We start from the raw sequence: 15,280 nt of genomic DNA on the forward strand, positions 1-15,280 counted from the left end.
GGGAAACACCGCAACACATGCTGATTCCCCCTCCTTCCAGCACTTGTGATGAACCCGTGTCCGGGTCCCCCACGAGTCTGCGAAAGCGGGTATACGTGGCGGTAACAGAATGGAGTTCTGGCCCGGGAGGCGTTGATGGAGCGTGACCTCTTCGACGAGGAGCACCTGCTCTTCCGCGAGACCGTCCGCGAGTTCATGGCCCGCGAGGTCGTGCCGCACCACCCCCGATGGGAGAAGGACGGCATCGTGCCGCGCGAGGTCTGGAAGAAGGCTGGGGAGCTGGGCATGTTCGGCTTCTCGGTGCCGGTGGAGTACGGCGGCGCGGGCGTCAAGGACTTCCGGTACAACGCGATCATCGTCGAGGAGATCATGCGCCACGGCGCGACCGGCCTCGGCTTCTCGCTGCACAACGACGTCATGGCCCCGTACGTCGTCGATCTGACGAATGACGAGCAGAAACAGCGCTGGCTGCCCGGCTTCGCGAGCGGCGAGCTGATCACCGCGATCGCCATGACCGAGCCGGGCGCGGGCAGCGACCTTCAGGGCATCAGGACCACGGCGGTCCGCGACGGCGACCACTACGTGCTCAACGGGCAGAAGACGTTCATCACGAACGGCATCAACGCCGACCTCGTCGTCGTGGTGGCCAAGACGGACCCGGAGGCGGGCGCGCGGGGCATCACGCTGCTCGTGGTGGAGCGGGGCATGGAGGGCTTCGAACGCGGCAGGAACCTGGACAAGGTCGGCATGAAAGCCCAGGACACGGCCGAGCTGTTCTTCGAGAACGTCCGCGTCCCCGTGGCCAACCGCCTCGGCCCCAAGGAGGGCGAGGGCTTCTTCCAGCTCATGAACAACCTGCCGCAGGAGCGCCTGTCGATCGCGGTGGCGGCGGTGGCCGCGGCGGAGGCGGTGCTTGAGCAGACGATCGAGTACTGCGGGACCCGCCAGGCGTTCGGCCGCAGCATCGGCTCGTTCCAGAACACCCGCTTCGTCCTGGCGGAGCTGGCCACCGAGACCGAGATCGCCCGCCACTACGTGGACAAGTGCGTCCTCGCGCTGAACGACGGCAAGCTGACGGCCGTGGACGCCGCCAAGGCCAAGTGGTGGACGACCGAGCTACAGAACAAGGTCGTCGACCGCTGCGTGCAGTTGCACGGCGGGTACGGCTACATGCTGGAGTACCCGGTCGCCAAGGCGTGGCTGGACAGCCGCGTGCAGACGATCTACGGCGGCACCACCGAGATCATGAAGGAGATCATCGGCCGATCCTTCCAATTCTGACGCCTTCAGCGCGGCAACCCCGATTCCGCCGCATACTGGACAGCATGGACAGCGGCCTGATCCTCCTGATCTTCCTGGCACTGCTGTTCGCCTGGGGCCTCAATCGCGTGCGCCGGGCGATCCGCCTCGGCCCCGTCGGCTACGCCGGTGTGATGATCGTGTTCATCCTGGTCATGCTGCTGCTCTGGGGCCAGACGAAGATCTAGCGCGCACCAGCCCCGCAGGATGACCCCAGGATGACCCCGGCCACCAGTTCAGGGTCGTCGCTCATCGGCACATGGCCGCAGCCCTTGAGCAGCTTCACCCGCTGACCCGACCAGCGCGCCGCGCGTACGGCCTGGCGGCGCAGCAGCAGCCGGTCGTGCTCGCCCCACGCGATCGTGACGGGCGACTTGGGCGGGGCGGGCGGCATCAGTCCGGCGAACGACTCCAGCGTCTCGTCGAACCCGGTCGAGCGCGCCAGCGCCTCGGTGGCCGCGGTCAGAGCGGCGGGGTCGAGGCGTCCGGGGCGGGCGACCATGACGCCGGCCGACACCGTACGCAGGTAGCGGCTCTCCGCCGTCCTGGCGAGCCGCTCCGCCGGCAGCGAGCGGGCCGTGGCGCGCAGCGCGCGCAGCACCGCCTGGCAGTAGAGCAGCTCGGAGCGGGACCAGAACCCGGCGGGAGACAGCGCGGTGGCCGAGCTCACGACGCCGCGCGAGGCCAGCTCGAGCGCGATGTAGCCGCCCAGCGAGTTGCCCGCGACGTGCGGCTCGCGTACGCCGAGCCGCGCGCAGAACGACTCGACCGCGTCCGCCAGCGACTCGGCGGTGTAGGGGACGCCGTCGGGCAGGCGGGGCGACGCGCCGAACCCGGGCAGGTCGAGCGCGATCACCGTACGGGCGGCGGCCAGCCGGTCGAGCACCGGCAGCCAGCCCTGCCAGTGGTGGCCGATGCCGTGGATGAGGATCAGCGGCGCGCCGGAGCCCCGTCGTTCGAAGGCCAGGTCCATTGCGCCAGTAGAACACTCACCTGCCGCGCGTGGGAATCTCGAACCAGACGGCTTTGCCTTCCCTGGTAGGACGCGAGCCCCAACGCCTGGCGAGCTGATCCACCAGGTAAAGGCCGCGCCCGCCCTCGTCGTTCTCCCCCGCGCTGCGGATGCGGGGCAGCCGCAGGTCCTGGTCGAACACCTCGACCCAGACCGACTCCGCGCCCCTGCGCAGCCGCAGCGTGAACTCCTTGTCGCCGACCTCCTCCTCTTCGAGGCCGGGGACGTCCCACGACTCCTCGAACGGCAGCGGCGGCCCCTCGACGACCAGCTCCCTGCGCGGCACGCCCGCGGCGGCGGCGTGCAGCACCACGTTGGTCACGACCTCGGAGACCAGCAGGCAGGCCAGCTCGGCCCGCTCTTCAGGGACGTTCCAGCTCGCGAAGGCCTCCGCGGCCATGCGCCGCGCCTCGCCGACCATGATCGGCTGGGCGGGGAAGGTGCGGGACTCGACGTCGAGATCGACGTCGCTGGAGCGGACCACGAGGATCGCCATGTCGTCGTCGATCTCGCCGGGCACCGCGACCGTGGCGGCGTCGGCGATGCGCTCGACCTCGGCGCCGGACAGCTTGGAGAGCTTCTCGCACAGGATGCCGAGCGTCTCCTCCTCGCTCGGCGAGGTGCCGTCGCGGCTGGGCCGGCGATCGACCAGGCCGTCGGTGTAGAGCAGCAGCGCAGCGCCCGGCGGGAGCGTGCGGGTCTCCTCCTTGTAGACGAGGTCGGCGTGCAGGCCCTTGGCGCGCACGCCGAGCGGCTGGCCGACCTCCTCGATCTCCAGCTCGCGGCACTCGCCGTCGACCAGCAGCAGCGGCGGCGCGTGCCCGGCGTTGGCGAACGACAGCTGCCGCGACCAGGCGTCGTAGACCAGGTATTGGCAGGTGACGATCGGCGGGATGCTGACCTCGCCGCCCTTGTCGTCCTGCTCGGGGGTGGCGATGATGCGGGTCCACTCGTCGAGCCTGGCCAGGATGTCGGCCGGCGACTTGTCGTCCTGGGCGAACGCCCGCAGCGCGGCCCTGAGCTGGCCCATGATGGCCGCCGCCTTGGCGCCTCTGCCCTCGACGTCGCCGATCACGATGCCGACGCGGCCGGCCGACAGCGGGATGACGTCGTACCAGTCGCCGCCGACCTGGGTCTGGATGCCCTGGCCGTGGGAGGCGAGCGGGGCGGCCGGGTAGTAGCGCACCGCGATCTGCAGGCCGTCGAGCTGCGGCAGCGCGCGCGGCAGCAGGTATTTCTGGAAAGACTCGGCGGTGTGGCGCTCCTCTTCGAAGAGCAGCGCGTTGTCGATCGCGAGCGCGACCCGGGTGGCGATGGCGCCCACGAAGTCGCGGTCGAAGGCGTCGTAGTGGGGGCTGCGGCGGTCGGTGAGGTTGGACAGCCCGAGGTACATCAGCCCCAGCGTCTCGCCCCGCACCAGCAGCGGCGCCACGATGGCCGAGGTCATGCCGATCTCGCCGCACAGCCGCGCGCTGCCCTCGTGGGGCGCGGGGTAGCGGCTGCGGGAAAAGTCTTCGACCAGGATCGTCTCCTGGCGGCGGAGCGCGGTGTCGGCGTAGTGGCCGGAGGGGTAGCGGATCTCCGCCCCCACCGGCTTCCATGTGCCCGACGGCGGCGTCCACCCCTGTACGTGCTGGGAGACCCGGCGGACCAGCCGGTCGCCCTCCATCAGCTCGATGAAGCAGTGGTCGGCGAACTGGGGGACCAGCATCTCGGCGACCCGCTTGAGCGTCTCCTCGACGTACAGCGAGCCGGCCAGCCGCTCGCCGATGCGCTCCAGCAGACCGAAGCGGTCCTTCTCCCGCTCGTTGCTGCGCAGCGCCTCCCTGGCCGTCAGGACGATGCCCGTCACCTGCCCCGAGGGGTGGCGCAGCGGCACCGCCTGCGCCCGGACGTAGACGATCGTGCCGTCGGCGCGCCGCACGTCGAACGTGCCCTCCCAGACGCCGCCGTTGAGCACGTGTTTGGCCAGCTCGACGGCGACCGGGTGGTCCTTCTCCAGGATCCCGAGGGACAGCGACGAGTCACGCGACGGCGACCTGTCCTGCGTGCCGAAGAGCTTTTCGGCGAACGGGTTCCAGTAGAGGAGATTGCTGAAACGGTCGGTGACGATGACCGCCATCTCGGCCTGGTCGAGCACGGCCCCGGCAGCCAGGTGATCGGCCGCTTCTTGTGACAGATCCCCCCAACGCTTCATCCGGAGACCACTCCTCGGGGTGGCGTGTCTGCACGACGGACCACGGGCACTCCTGCAACAGTCTTGGCCAGGGGAGAGTGGAGGGCCTCCCTAGAGGGATTCAACCAAGTAGCCGCGCGCGCGTCAGCGCTTGGAGACAAAAACGTGCGCGGCGATATCGCGGGGGAGTTCCGCAGGAGTTTCGTTCGCGTCACCGTCACCTGTCACCCGTACACCGTCGTCGCTCGCCGCGAGCGTCACCTCGCGTCCGGGTTGTATCCCAACTTGCTTGAGTTTAAGCATCGCAGCGGGATCGCTTTGCACTTGTTCGCTGATTCGGCGCACGACGACGGCCGTATCGCCGTTGGCGGCGAGCTCGCTCATCGTGGCGAGCGCGTCGTCGCCGGTCTCGGCGGGCTCGCGGGCACCCAGCTCCGCCAGGCCGGGGATCGGGTTGCCGTGCGGGCAGACGGTCGGGTTGTCGAGCAGCGTCACGAGCCGCGTCTCGACGGACTCGGACATGACGTGCTCCCAGCGGCACGCCTCGATGTGCACCTCTTCCCAGGGCAGGCCGATGACCTGGGTGAGCAGGCATTCCGCGAGGCGGTGCTTGCGCATCACGCGGGTGGCGAGCGTGCGCCCCAGCTCGGTCATCGCGAGGTGACGGTCACCTTCGACGCGGACCAACCCGTCGCGCTCCATGCGGGCGACGGTCTGGCTGACAGTGGGGCCACTTTGCTGAAGGCGCTCTGCGATGCGGGCCCGGAGGGGGACGATGCCCTCTTCTTCGAGCTCGTAAATCGTGCGGAGATACATCTCCGTGGTATCGATCAGGCCGTGTGCGGTCAAGGCTCCTCCCAACTGCATGGTACGCCGTTCGAGGTGGGGACTGAGCCCGTCGAACTCGGGCGCAGAAGTCACACGAACCCTATGGGGAGAACGGCCGGGGACGGTTAAGGAAGCAAACAATTGAGCGGCCGGGTTCGTTCCCGGCCGCCCGGCCGCCGCTCATTACGGAAACGGCGGCAATGCGCTAGCGGGCGCGGTATTCGCGGAAGCCGCGTACGGACAACCCGACGATGAGCACGGTGACGGCGCAGGCGAGCCCGCCGCCCACCCAGGCCCCGGTGAGCCCGAACGCGGTCGCCGTCGCGCCGGCCCGCAGCTCGCCGAGGCGCGGCCCGCCGGCCACCACGACGAGGAAGACGCCCTGGAGCCGCCCCCGCATCTCGTCGGGCGCGTAGAGCTGCAGGATCGACTGCCGCCACACCGAGGAGATGACGTCGGCGACGCCGCCGACGGCCATGAGCAGCACCACCAGCCACAGGTCGTGCGCGAGCCCCGCGCCCGCGACCGCGAGCCCCCAGACGGCGATGATGATCGACAGCGCCACCCCCTGCCGTTTGACGCGGCCGACCCAGCCGGAGAACAGCGCGCCGGCCACGGAGCCGATGCCCATGGCCGAGGTCATCCAGCCGAGCGCCAGCTCCGAGCCGCCGAAGCGCTCGGCGGTCAGCTCGGGGAACAGCGCCCTGGGCATGGCGAGGACCATCGCGATGATGTCCACGACGAACGACATCAGCAGCACGGGGCTCTTGGCGATGAAGCTGAAGCCGTCGATCACGGACTTGAGCCCCGGCCTGGTCACCTTCCCCAGCGGGGGCAGCGGGGGCAGCTTGAGCGACGCGTAAAGGCTGGCGGTGAAGAGCACGGCGTCGAGTGCGTACGCCGCCGCGAACCCGCCGCCGGTCATCGCGATCGCCCCGATCATCGGGCCGACGACCGCGCCCATGCTGTAGACGAGCGAGTTGAGCGCGTTCGCGGCCGGCACCAGCTCGGCGCCCAGGATGCGCGGGATGATCGCGCCCCTGGTCGGCCCGGTGATCGCGAAGCCGGTGGAGTTGACCGCGACCGCGAGGAGGATCAGCCAGACGTTGCCCAGGCCCAGCAGGGCCTGGACGAAGATGAACAGGGTGGCCGTCCAGGCGATGAGCGAGCCGGTGATGAGCAGCTTGCGCCGGTCGACGGCGTCGGCGATGGCTCCGCCCCACAGACCGAAGACGACCAGCGGGATCAGGTTGGCCATGCCGATCAGCCCCACGTAGAACGAGGACTGAGTCAGCTCGAAGACCTGCTGGCCGACCGCGATGACGGTGACGTGCACTCCGATGTTGGAGACGGTCTGGCCGGCCCAGATCCGCCGGTAGGCCGGGACGCCCAGCGGGCGCGTATCGACGAAATGACGCTTGACCAGATCCCCGATTTGCACTTAAGAGACACTAAGGGGCAAGTCTCTCCAGAACCCAACCGGGTCGTGTCCGCCGGTACCGGAGCCGGTCGTGCATCCTGTCGAGCTGCCCCTGCCAGAACTCCACCTCAAGGGGGTAGACGCGGAAGCCTCCCCAGAAGTCGGGCACCGGAGGGTTCTCCGGCCAGCGAGCCGCCAGCTCCTCGTAGCGGGCGTCCAGCTCCTCCCTCGACCGCACCACCGCCGACTGCCGCGAGGCCCACGCGCCGATGCGCGAGCCGTACGGGCGGGAGTTGAAGTATTCGGCGGACTCCTCCTGCGACATGCGCGTCACCGTGCCCTCCACGCGGACCTGGCGGCGCAGCGGATGCCAGGGGAAGAGCAGGGACGCGCGCGGGTTCTCCGCCAGGTCGCGGCCCTTGCGGGACTCGTAGTTGGTGTAGAAGACGAATCCGCGTTCGTCGTAGCCCTTGAGCAGGACCGTCCTGGCGCTCGGCCGGCCGCCCGCGGAGGCGGTGGCGAGCACCATCGCGTTGGGCTCGGGCAGCCCGGCGTCGAGCGCCTCCTGGAACCAGGCGGTGAACTGCGTGATCGGGTCGGCGGCGAGGTCCGATTCGAGCAGCGGCTCGCCCTCGTACGTACGGCGAAGCCCCGCCAGCATGGGCGGGCGCGGGGTGGCATCCACGAGACGGTATTCTTGCGCGCTCATGCGGCGGATCACATGATGGGTCCGCTTGCCAGCGGGTCGTCCCCCAAAGTCCGACCCAGCCTTCGACCAGGGGCTTTGCCCGAACGGCGGGTCCGGAGACCGACCACGACCTGGGAGGGGGTTAAATTGACCCGCCGGTATCTCGACATCAACATAGCGGGCCAGCACGAGGGGAGAACGACTGTGAGACCCCTGCGGCGGCCGCGACATGGCAGAGCATCGCGTTGCCGAAACATGGCAAGAAAGGGAGGCGGCCGAGAATGTCCGACTTCAAACCCGGCCTCGAAGGCGTCGTAGCTTTCGAGACCGAGATCGCGGAACCGGACAAAGAAGGGGGCGCCCTTCGATACCGGGGCGTCGACATCGAAGAGCTGGTCGGCCGTGTCCCATTCGGGCACGTTTGGGGCCTTCTGGTCGACAACGCGTTCCAGCCGGGCCTGCCCCCGGCGGAGCCGTACCCCATCCCTGTCCACTCCGGAGACATCCGCGTCGACGTGCAGAGCGCGCTGGCGATGCTGGCTCCGGCCTACGGCTTCAAGCCGCTGCTCGACATCAGCGACGAGGAGGCGCGCGACCAGCTCGCGCGCGCGTCGGTGATGGCCCTGTCCTTCGTCGCGCAGTCCGCGCGCGGCCTCGGCCTGCCGATGGTGCCGCAGAGCCGCGTGGACGAGGCCAAGACCATCGTCGAGCGTTTCATGATCCGCTGGCGCGGTGAGCCCGACCCCAAGCATGTCAAGGCCATCGACGCCTACTGGACCTCCGCCGCCGAGCACGGCATGAACGCCTCCACGTTCACCGCCCGCGTCATCGCCTCCACCGGCGCCGACGTGGCGGCCGCGCTGTCCGGCGCGGTCGGCGCGATGTCGGGCCCGCTGCACGGCGGCGCCCCCGCGCGCGTCCTGCACATGATCGAAGGCGTCGAGCAGCTCGGCGACGCCAAGAAGTACGTCCAGAGCGAGCTCGACAAGGGCAACCGCCTCATGGGCTTCGGCCACCGCGTCTACCGCGCGGAGGACCCGCGGGCCCGCGTGCTGCGGCGCACCGCCAAGGAGCTGGGCGCGCCCCGCTACGAGGTCGCCGCCGCCCTTGAGCAGGCCGCGCTGGAGGAGCTGCACGCCCGCAAGCCCGACCGGGTGCTGGCCACCAACGTGGAGTACTGGGCCGCCGTGGTCCTCGACTTCGCCGAGGTGCCCGCCCACATGTTCACCTCCATGTTCACCTGCGCCCGCACGGCCGGCTGGGCCGCGCACATCCTGGAGCAGAAGCGCACGGGCAGGCTGGTCCGCCCCAGCGCCAAGTACGTCGGCCCGGCCTCGCGCCCGCTGACCGACGTCCCAGGGGCCGACGAGGTCGTCGGCAAGTTCTGACTCGCACATCCCCCGCTGACGGCTACCGCGCGGCTCTCCGGCCCTGCGGTAGCCGTTCCTCGTTTCCTGAAGCCCTGGACGGCTCTGAGGGCTCTTCCGAACGGCCTCCGGGCGGCGGTGACGCGCCCGGGGGTCTCAGAATCCGGACCGCGTACGAGCCAGTCCACGCAGGTCGGTAGGCTCCGTTACGTGGCTGACATCGTGATTCCCGCTGACATCAAGCCCGCCGACGGCCGCTTCGGCTGCGGGCCTTCGAAGGTTCGCCCGGAGCAGCTGGCCGCGCTCGCCGAGTCCGGCGCGAGCGTCATGGGCACCTCGCACCGCCAGAAGCCGGTCAAGAACCTGGTCGGCCGCGTCCGGTCGGGCCTCGCCGACCTGTTCTCGCTGCCCGAGGGCTACCAGGTCGTGCTGGGCAACGGCGGCACCACCGCGTTCTGGGAGATCGCGGCCTTCGGGCTCATCCGCGAGAAGTCGCAGCACCTGTCGTTCGGCGAGTTCTCCTCCAAGTTCGCGGCGGTCACCAAGAAGGCGCCCTGGCTGGCCGAGCCGAGCGTGATCAAGTCCGAGGTCGGCACCCACCCCGAGGCGGTCGCCGAGGACGGCGTCGACGCCTACGCGCTGACCCACAACGAGACCTCGACCGGCGTGGCCATGCCGATCAAGCGGGTCGGCTCCGACGACTCGCTGGTGCTGGTCGACGCCACCTCCGGCGCGGGCGGCCTGCCCGTCGACCTCAACGAGGCCGACGTCTACTACTTCGCCCCGCAGAAGAGCTTCGCCTCCGACGGCGGTCTGTGGATCGCGATCATGTCGCCGCGCGCCCTGGCCAGGGTCGAGGAGATCGCCGCGACCGGCCGTTACGTGCCCGAGTTCTTCAGCCTGCCCGTCGCCATCGACAACAGCGCGAAGGACCAGACCTACAACACCCCGGCCGTGGCCACGCTGTTCCTGCTGGCCGACCAGCTCGACTGGATGAACGGCAACGGCGGCCTGGCCTGGACCACCGCCCGTACGGCCGACTCCGCCTCGCGCCTGTACACGTGGGCCGAGAAGTCGTCCTTCGCCACCCCGTTCGCGGCGCCCGAGTTCCGCTCGCAGGTGGTCGGCACGATCGACTTCAACGACGACGTCGACGCCGCGGCGGTGGCCAAGGTGCTGCGCGCCAACGGCATCGTCGACACCGAGCCCTACCGCAAGCTGGGCCGCAACCAGCTGCGCATCGCGATGTTCCCGGCCATCGACCCGGCCGACATCGAGGCTCTGACCACCTGCATCGACTACGTCGTCGAGCGCCTCTAGCGGCGTCTCAGCGCCCGATCCAAGGCCAGCACCGAATCCTCGGTGCTGGCCTCTTGCTACCCCTGTCCATCACTCCTCGACATTTCACGACTAGGAACGTCCTTGCCCGACAAGCCCTCGTTCGGCCAGGGGACCGCACGGCAGAAGAGCCTCGGTTACCTCATGTTCGCCAGCCGCTGGCTCCAGGTCCCCCTTTACGTCGGCCTCATCGTGGCCCAGGCGGTCTATGTCTGGCAGTTCGCGATCGAGCTGTGGCACCTCATCGAAGGCGTCTTCCTGCACGGCACGCAGCCGTCCGACGGCACTTCGCCGGAGGCCGTCGTCATGCTCACCGTGCTGGCGCTGATCGACGTCGTGATGATCTCCAATCTGCTCATCATGGTGATCATCGGCGGCTACGAGACGTTCGTCTCCCGCATCAACCTCGACGGCCACCCCGACGAGCCCGAGTGGCTCTCCCACGTCAACGCGAACGTGCTGAAGGTCAAGCTGGCCACCGCCATCGTCGGCATCTCGTCGGTGCACCTGCTGCAGACGTTCATCAGGGCGGGCGAGATGCCCAACGACAAGATCATGTGGCAGACGTTCATCCACCTGGCGTTCGTGGTCTCGGCGCTCGGCCTGGCCTGGATCGACCGTCTGCTGTCGTCATCGCCGGCCGAGCACACCCGCTCGCATATCTAGCCCAGGTACGGATACGACGTGGCGGGCGGCAGCTCGCGCTTGCGGCGCAACACCCAGGCCGCCACCACGCCGCCGATGAGGCCGAACAGGTGTCCCTGCCAGGAGATGCCCGGCTGGTTGGGCAGCACGCCCGCGAGGATGCCCCAGTAGGCCACACCGACGCCGATGGCGATCATGATGTCGAGCAGCCGGTGGTCGAAGACGCCGCGCGCCACGATGAACCCGAAGTATCCGAAGACCAGGCCGCTGGCCCCGACGGTGTAGGTCATCGGGTCGCTCAGCAGCCACGTGCCGATGCCGCCGATGAAGATGATCAGCACGCTGGCCCAGAGGAACTTACGGATGTCGCGCAGGCCCGCCAGGAAGCCCAGCACGAGCAGCGGCAGCGAGTTGGCCATCAGATGGCCGAATCCGACGTGCAGGAACGGCGCGAAGAGGATGCCGAGCAGGCCGTCGGCGTCCCAGCCCCTGATGCCGTACTCGTAGTCGAGGGTGCCGCCGAGGAAGAAGTCGACACCCTCCACGAGCCACATCACGGCCAGCATGGACACCATGACGATGAGCGCGCTCAGGGCACCCGACAGCAGGGCTCCGGCGCCGCGCTTGGCGGACTCGAACCTGGAACCCGAATAGTCGCTCATGCGCTCTCCCGGTGGGTCGTCTCCTCTCTCTTTACGGTATCCAGGTAGAGCCATGTGCGCGCTAAGGCGTTCCCCTCCCGTTTCGTGGCCGACCGGGAGGGGACGACGTGATCAGACGCGGTCGGACGCGGTCACTCGCCCTTCCACTGGGGCGCGCGCTTCTCGGCGAAGGCCGCCGCGCCCTCCATGGCGTCCTTGGAGGCGAAGACCGGATTCACGATCGCGGCCTGCTTCTTGAACATCTCGTCAAGCGACCAGTCCTGCGACTCGATGACGACCCGCTTGGTCGCCATGAGCGAGAGCGGCGCGTTCGCGGCGATCTTCTTCGCCAGCTCAAGCGCGCCGTCCAGCGCCGCGCCCGGCTCGGTGACGCGGTTGACCAGGCCCAGCTCGTACAGGCGGGATGCCGGGTAGTGGTCGCCGGTCAGCGCGATCTCCATGGCCACGTGGTACGGGATGCGCCGGGGCAGCCGCATGATGCCGCCCGCGCCCGCCACGAGCCCCCGCTTCGGCTCGGGCAGCCCGAACTTGGCCTCCGACGACGCCACGATGAGGTCGCACGACAGCGCCAGCTCGAACCCGCCCGCCAGGGCGTAGCCCTCGACGGCGGCCACCAGCGGCTTCTTCGGCGGCGCCTCGGTGATGCCGCCGAAGCCGCGGCCCTCGACCACGGGCATGTCACCGCTGAGGAAGCCCTTGAGGTCCATACCGGCGGAGAAGGTGCCGCCCGCCCCGGTCAGGACGTACGCGGAGATGTCAGGACGTGCGTCCAGGGCGTCCAGCGCCTCGGCCATGCCCCTGGCCACCGCCCCGTTGATCGCGTTACGCGACTTGGGGCGGTTGATGGTGATGATGGCCACATTGCCAGACTCTTCGACGAGCACTTCGTCAGACACGGGACCTCACTTGGGCTGGAAGCGGATGCCGCCGTCGAAGCGGATGACCTCGGCGTTCATGTAGTCGTTCTCGATGAGCGACCTGACCAGGTGGGCGAACTCGTCGGCGCGGCCCATGCGCTTGGGGAAGACCACCGGCGCGACCAGCTTGGCCTTGAACTCCTCGGCGTTCGGCGAGAAGCCGTAGATCGGGGTGTCGATGATGCCGGGGCAGATCGTGTTCACGCGTACGCCGATGGCCGACAGGTCGCGCGCCGCGGGCACGGTCATGCCCACGATGCCGCCCTTGGACGCCGAGTACGCGAGCTGCCCGGTCTGCCCTTCGAGCGCCGCCACCGAGGCGGTGTTGATGACCACGCCGCGCTGGCCGTCGGCGTCGGCCGGCTCGGTCTTGGCGATGGCCGCCGCGGCGATGCTCATGAGGTTGAACGTGCCGATCAGGTTGACCTCGATGACCTTGCGGTAGGAGGCCGGGTTGTGCGGGTTGCCCTCGCGGTTGACCGTGCGCTCCGCCCAGCCGATGCCGGCGCTGTTGACGACCACGCGCAGCGGCTTGCCGGTGGCCACGGCGGCGTCCACGGCCGCCTGCACCTGCTCGGTGTCGGAGACGTCGGTCTTGACGAAGACGCCGCCGATCTCGTCGGCGACGGCCTTGCCGCGCTCCTCGTTGAGGTCGGCGATGACCACGGTGGCGCCGGCACGGGCGAGCTCGCGGGCGGTCGCCTCGCCGAGGCCGCTGGCGCCGCCGGAGATGATTGCTGCAGATCCGTTCACGTCCATAACCGGGACCTTAACCGCAGACCGAATGAAGTTCTACTCAGGGGCGGCTAAATCTCGCCCACGGCGGTGTCGACGTCGGAGTAGACCTTGATCCGGCGGTCGAGGCCGGTCGTGCGCAGGATGCGGGCGACGGGGGCCTGGGGCGCGGCCAGGGAGACGCCGCCGCCCTCGCCCGTGGCCAGCCGCCATGCCTCGATGAGCACGGACAGGCCGCTCGAGTCCATGAACGACAGCTGCTGCAGGTCGAGCACGAGCCGCGCGCCGTCCTGTTTGATGGCGTCGCGTACCTCGTCGCGCAGGAACGGCGCGGTGAACAGGTCAAGCTCTCCCTCGACGGCCACCACCACGGCGTCACCCAGGGCGTGTCGCGCAAGCCGCAGCTTCATTGGGCCCCTCCTCGATGAGCCACTGTACTTCGACATCCCCGGATAGCGGGCATGCACAAACTACGAAAAGTCGGATGTTGAGGGACAAGGCGGGCCTAAACGCGCACCAAACGCCCCGTCAAGAACCACGCTCAGGGTTTTTACCCATCTCGGGCCGGTTGCTCCAACCCGAGCGCCAGCGGGGGCTCCAGGTACGTCTCCGGGCCGCAGGGACGGCTTCAGGCGGCGTCGCAGCCCGCCGGGACGGCTCAAGGCTCAGGCCGCGCCTCAGGCCGCAGGCACGGCTCAAGGCTCAGGCCGCCGGGATGGCGAACCCGTACGGCAGCTCCAGCCGGTGCCGCGCCAGCAGCTCGGCGTCGGCCAGCAGCTCCCGCGTGGGCCCGTCGGCGGCGATCACGCCCCCGGACAGGATGACCGAGCGCTCGCACAGCTCCAGCGCGTACGGCAGGTCGTGGGTGACCATGAGCACCGTCACGTCGAGCGAGCGCAGGATCTCCGCCAGCTCCCTGCGCGCGGCCGGGTCGAGGTTGGATGAGGGCTCGTCGAGCACCAGGATCTCCGGCGCCATCGCCAGCACCGTGGCCACCGCCACCCTGCGGCGCTGCCCGAACGACAGGTGGTGCGGCGGCCGGTCGGCGAACTCCAGCATGCCGACGCGCTCCAGCGCGTCTTTGACCACCCGGTCCAGCTCCTCGCCCCGCAGGCCCGCGTTGGCCGGGCCGAAGGCCACGTCGTCGCGTACGGTCGGCATGAAGAGCTGGTCGTCGGGATCCTGGAAGACCAGGCCGACGCGCTGCCTGATCTCTTTCAGCGTGTCCTTGCGGACGGGGGTGCCGGCCACGGTGACCGTGCCGTGCCCCGGGGTGAGGATGCCGTTGAGGTGCATGACGAGCGTGGTCTTGCCGGCGCCGTTGGGGCCGAGCAGGGCGACACGCTCGCCGCGGGCGATCGTCAGGTCCACGCCGAACAGCGCCTGCGTGCCGTCCGGGTAGGCGTAGGCGAGCTGCCGGACTTCGAGTGAGTTCACCAGGTGAGTCCCAACACTGCGAGTGCGATGGCGGGCAGGGCCAGCGCGAGGCCCCATTGGCGTACGGATGCCGTCATGTCATGAATTATCGGCATACTGCCCGCGTATCCCCTGCTCAGCATCGCCAGATGCACCCGCTCGCCCCGCTCGTACGAGCGGATGAACAGCGCGCCCGCCGACCGCGCGAGCACCGGGATCTGGCGGAAGTTCCGCGCCTCGAACCCCCGCGACTCCCTGGCCACCCGCATGCGCCGCATCTCGTCCACGATCACGTCGAGGTACCTGAGCATGAACATCGCGATCTGCACCAGCAGGCTCGGCAGCCGCAGCCGCTGCGCCCCCATGAGGATCGCGCGCGGCTCGGTCGTGGCCGCGAGCAGGATGGACGCCACCACGCCCAGCGTGGCCTTGGCGAGGATGTTCCAGGCCGCCCACAGGCCGGGCACGCTCAGCGAGAGCCCGAGCACCGTGGTGCGCTCCCCCATCCCGATGACCGGGATGAGGAAGGCGAACAGCACGAAGGGCACCTCGATCGCCATCCGCCGCAGCACATAGAGCGCCGGGACCCTGGCCGCCGCCGCGACGCCGGCCAGCAGCACGGCGTACGCGGCGAAGGCCCAGAAGCTTTCGCGCGGGGTGGCCACCACCACGAGGGCGAAGGCGAAGACCGCCAGCAGCTTGCACTGCGGCGGCAGCCGATGCACGACGGAATCGCCCGGCAGGTACAGCTGGTGGTGGTGCCCCGCGCTCAACGTC

General features: G+C 69.5%; 16 protein-coding genes. 5 read left to right on the forward strand and 11 right to left on the reverse strand.

All coding sequences use genetic code 11. The annotated features are described in order from the left end of the window. Positions 1–135: 135 nt before the first annotated feature. Positions 136–1,281: an acyl-CoA dehydrogenase family protein gene (locus tag WBK31_RS31985; protein WP_378786084.1), complete on the forward strand. Its 1,146-nt coding sequence runs from the start codon at positions 136–138 to the stop codon at positions 1,279–1,281. Positions 1,282–1,325: 44 nt separating this feature from the next. Then, complete coding sequence (locus WBK31_RS31990; RefSeq protein ID WP_364068758.1) at positions 1,326–1,487, forward strand: hypothetical protein; 162 nt, start codon at positions 1,326–1,328, stop codon at positions 1,485–1,487. Here WBK31_RS31990 and WBK31_RS31995 read toward each other — a convergent pair. The 5 genes from WBK31_RS31995 to pdxH form a co-directional block, all read right to left on the reverse strand. After that, positions 1,484–2,272 (reverse strand): alpha/beta fold hydrolase, encoded by a 789-nt coding sequence (locus WBK31_RS31995; protein ID WP_364068760.1) that lies wholly within the window; start codon positions 2,270–2,272, stop codon positions 1,484–1,486. The two genes, WBK31_RS31990 and WBK31_RS31995, sit on opposite strands and share 4 nt — an antisense overlap. A 16-nt stretch (positions 2,273–2,288) precedes the next feature. Next, a complete protein-coding gene (locus WBK31_RS32000) occupies positions 2,289–4,508 on the reverse strand; it encodes a SpoIIE family protein phosphatase (RefSeq protein WP_378786082.1) in 2,220 nt (739 codons plus the stop codon). 123 nt (positions 4,509–4,631) lie between these two features. Beyond that, positions 4,632–5,336 (reverse strand): metal-dependent transcriptional regulator, encoded by a 705-nt coding sequence (locus WBK31_RS32005; protein WP_364068764.1) that lies wholly within the window; start codon positions 5,334–5,336, stop codon positions 4,632–4,634. Positions 5,337–5,520: 184 nt separating this feature from the next. Beyond that, on the reverse strand, positions 5,521–6,756 hold the full coding sequence (locus WBK31_RS32010) for an MFS transporter (protein ID WP_364063210.1): 1,236 nt from the start codon (positions 6,754–6,756) through the stop codon (positions 5,521–5,523). A gap of 10 nt (positions 6,757–6,766) precedes the next feature. Then, on the reverse strand, positions 6,767–7,444 hold the full coding sequence (pdxH, locus tag WBK31_RS32015; RefSeq protein ID WP_364063207.1) for a pyridoxamine 5'-phosphate oxidase: 678 nt from the start codon (positions 7,442–7,444) through the stop codon (positions 6,767–6,769). 260 nt (positions 7,445–7,704) lie between these two features. Here pdxH and WBK31_RS32020 point away from each other — a divergent pair, with 260 nt between their 5' ends. The 3 genes from WBK31_RS32020 to WBK31_RS32030 all read left to right on the forward strand — a co-directional run bounded on the left by WBK31_RS32020 (position 7,705) and on the right by WBK31_RS32030 (position 10,794). Then, positions 7,705–8,811 (forward strand): citrate synthase 2, encoded by a 1,107-nt coding sequence (locus tag WBK31_RS32020; RefSeq protein ID WP_364063204.1) that lies wholly within the window; start codon positions 7,705–7,707, stop codon positions 8,809–8,811. Between the two features lie 189 nt (positions 8,812–9,000). Then, entirely contained in the window at positions 9,001–10,110 is a 1,110-nt protein-coding gene (serC, locus tag WBK31_RS32025; RefSeq protein ID WP_364063201.1) for a phosphoserine transaminase, read from the forward strand. Positions 10,111–10,212: 102 nt separating this feature from the next. After that, a complete protein-coding gene (locus WBK31_RS32030; protein WP_364063198.1) occupies positions 10,213–10,794 on the forward strand; it encodes a TIGR00645 family protein in 582 nt (193 codons plus the stop codon). Here WBK31_RS32030 and WBK31_RS32035 read toward each other — a convergent pair. From WBK31_RS32035 to cbiQ, 6 genes are all read right to left on the reverse strand, one after another. After that, entirely contained in the window at positions 10,791–11,435 is a 645-nt protein-coding gene (locus WBK31_RS32035; protein ID WP_364063195.1) for a rhomboid family intramembrane serine protease, read from the reverse strand. The genes WBK31_RS32030 and WBK31_RS32035 overlap by 4 nt on opposite strands. Positions 11,436–11,566: 131 nt before the next feature. After that, entirely contained in the window at positions 11,567–12,331 is a 765-nt protein-coding gene (locus WBK31_RS32040; RefSeq protein ID WP_406673608.1) for a crotonase/enoyl-CoA hydratase family protein, read from the reverse strand. Positions 12,332–12,337: 6 nt separating this feature from the next. Continuing rightward, entirely contained in the window at positions 12,338–13,111 is a 774-nt protein-coding gene (locus WBK31_RS32045; RefSeq protein WP_406673609.1) for an SDR family NAD(P)-dependent oxidoreductase, read from the reverse strand. Positions 13,112–13,158: 47 nt separating this feature from the next. Next, positions 13,159–13,497, reverse strand: a complete 339-nt coding sequence (locus WBK31_RS32050; RefSeq protein ID WP_043624827.1) for an STAS domain-containing protein — start codon at positions 13,495–13,497, stop codon at positions 13,159–13,161. Between the two features lie 292 nt (positions 13,498–13,789). Beyond that, complete coding sequence (locus WBK31_RS32055; protein ID WP_378790171.1) at positions 13,790–14,527, reverse strand: energy-coupling factor ABC transporter ATP-binding protein; 738 nt, start codon at positions 14,525–14,527, stop codon at positions 13,790–13,792. Next, positions 14,521–15,276, reverse strand: coding sequence for a cobalt ECF transporter T component CbiQ (gene cbiQ / locus WBK31_RS32060; protein ID WP_364063182.1), 756 nt, complete (start codon positions 15,274–15,276; stop codon positions 14,521–14,523). The genes WBK31_RS32055 and cbiQ overlap by 7 nt, the downstream gene beginning before the upstream one ends. Between the last annotated feature and the right edge of the window lie 4 nt (positions 15,277–15,280).

Source organism: Nonomuraea sp. N2-4H (assembly GCF_045291505.1).
GTDB lineage: Bacteria > Actinomycetota > Actinomycetes > Streptosporangiales > Streptosporangiaceae > Nonomuraea > Nonomuraea fastidiosa.

Bases quoted from the DNA above. Each gene is read 5' to 3' on its own strand.
- WBK31_RS31995 (WP_364068760.1), bottom strand. From the start codon at position 2,272: ATGGACCTGGCCTTCGAACGACGGGGCTCCGGCGCGCCGCTGATCCTC.
- WBK31_RS32045 (WP_406673609.1), bottom strand. From the start codon at position 13,111: ATGGACGTGAACGGATCTGCAGCAATCATCTCCGGCGGCGCCAGCGGC.
- WBK31_RS32050 (WP_043624827.1), bottom strand. From the start codon at position 13,497: ATGAAGCTGCGGCTTGCGCGACACGCCCTGGGTGACGCCGTGGTGGTG.
- WBK31_RS32000 (WP_378786082.1), bottom strand. From the start codon at position 4,508: ATGAAGCGTTGGGGGGATCTGTCACAAGAAGCGGCCGATCACCTGGCT.
- WBK31_RS32020 (WP_364063204.1), top strand. From the start codon at position 7,705: ATGTCCGACTTCAAACCCGGCCTCGAAGGCGTCGTAGCTTTCGAGACC.
- WBK31_RS31985 (WP_378786084.1), top strand. From the start codon at position 136: ATGGAGCGTGACCTCTTCGACGAGGAGCACCTGCTCTTCCGCGAGACC.
- pdxH (WP_364063207.1), bottom strand. From the start codon at position 7,444: ATGAGCGCGCAAGAATACCGTCTCGTGGATGCCACCCCGCGCCCGCCC.
- WBK31_RS31990 (WP_364068758.1), top strand. From the start codon at position 1,326: ATGGACAGCGGCCTGATCCTCCTGATCTTCCTGGCACTGCTGTTCGCC.
- WBK31_RS32035 (WP_364063195.1), bottom strand. From the start codon at position 11,435: ATGAGCGACTATTCGGGTTCCAGGTTCGAGTCCGCCAAGCGCGGCGCC.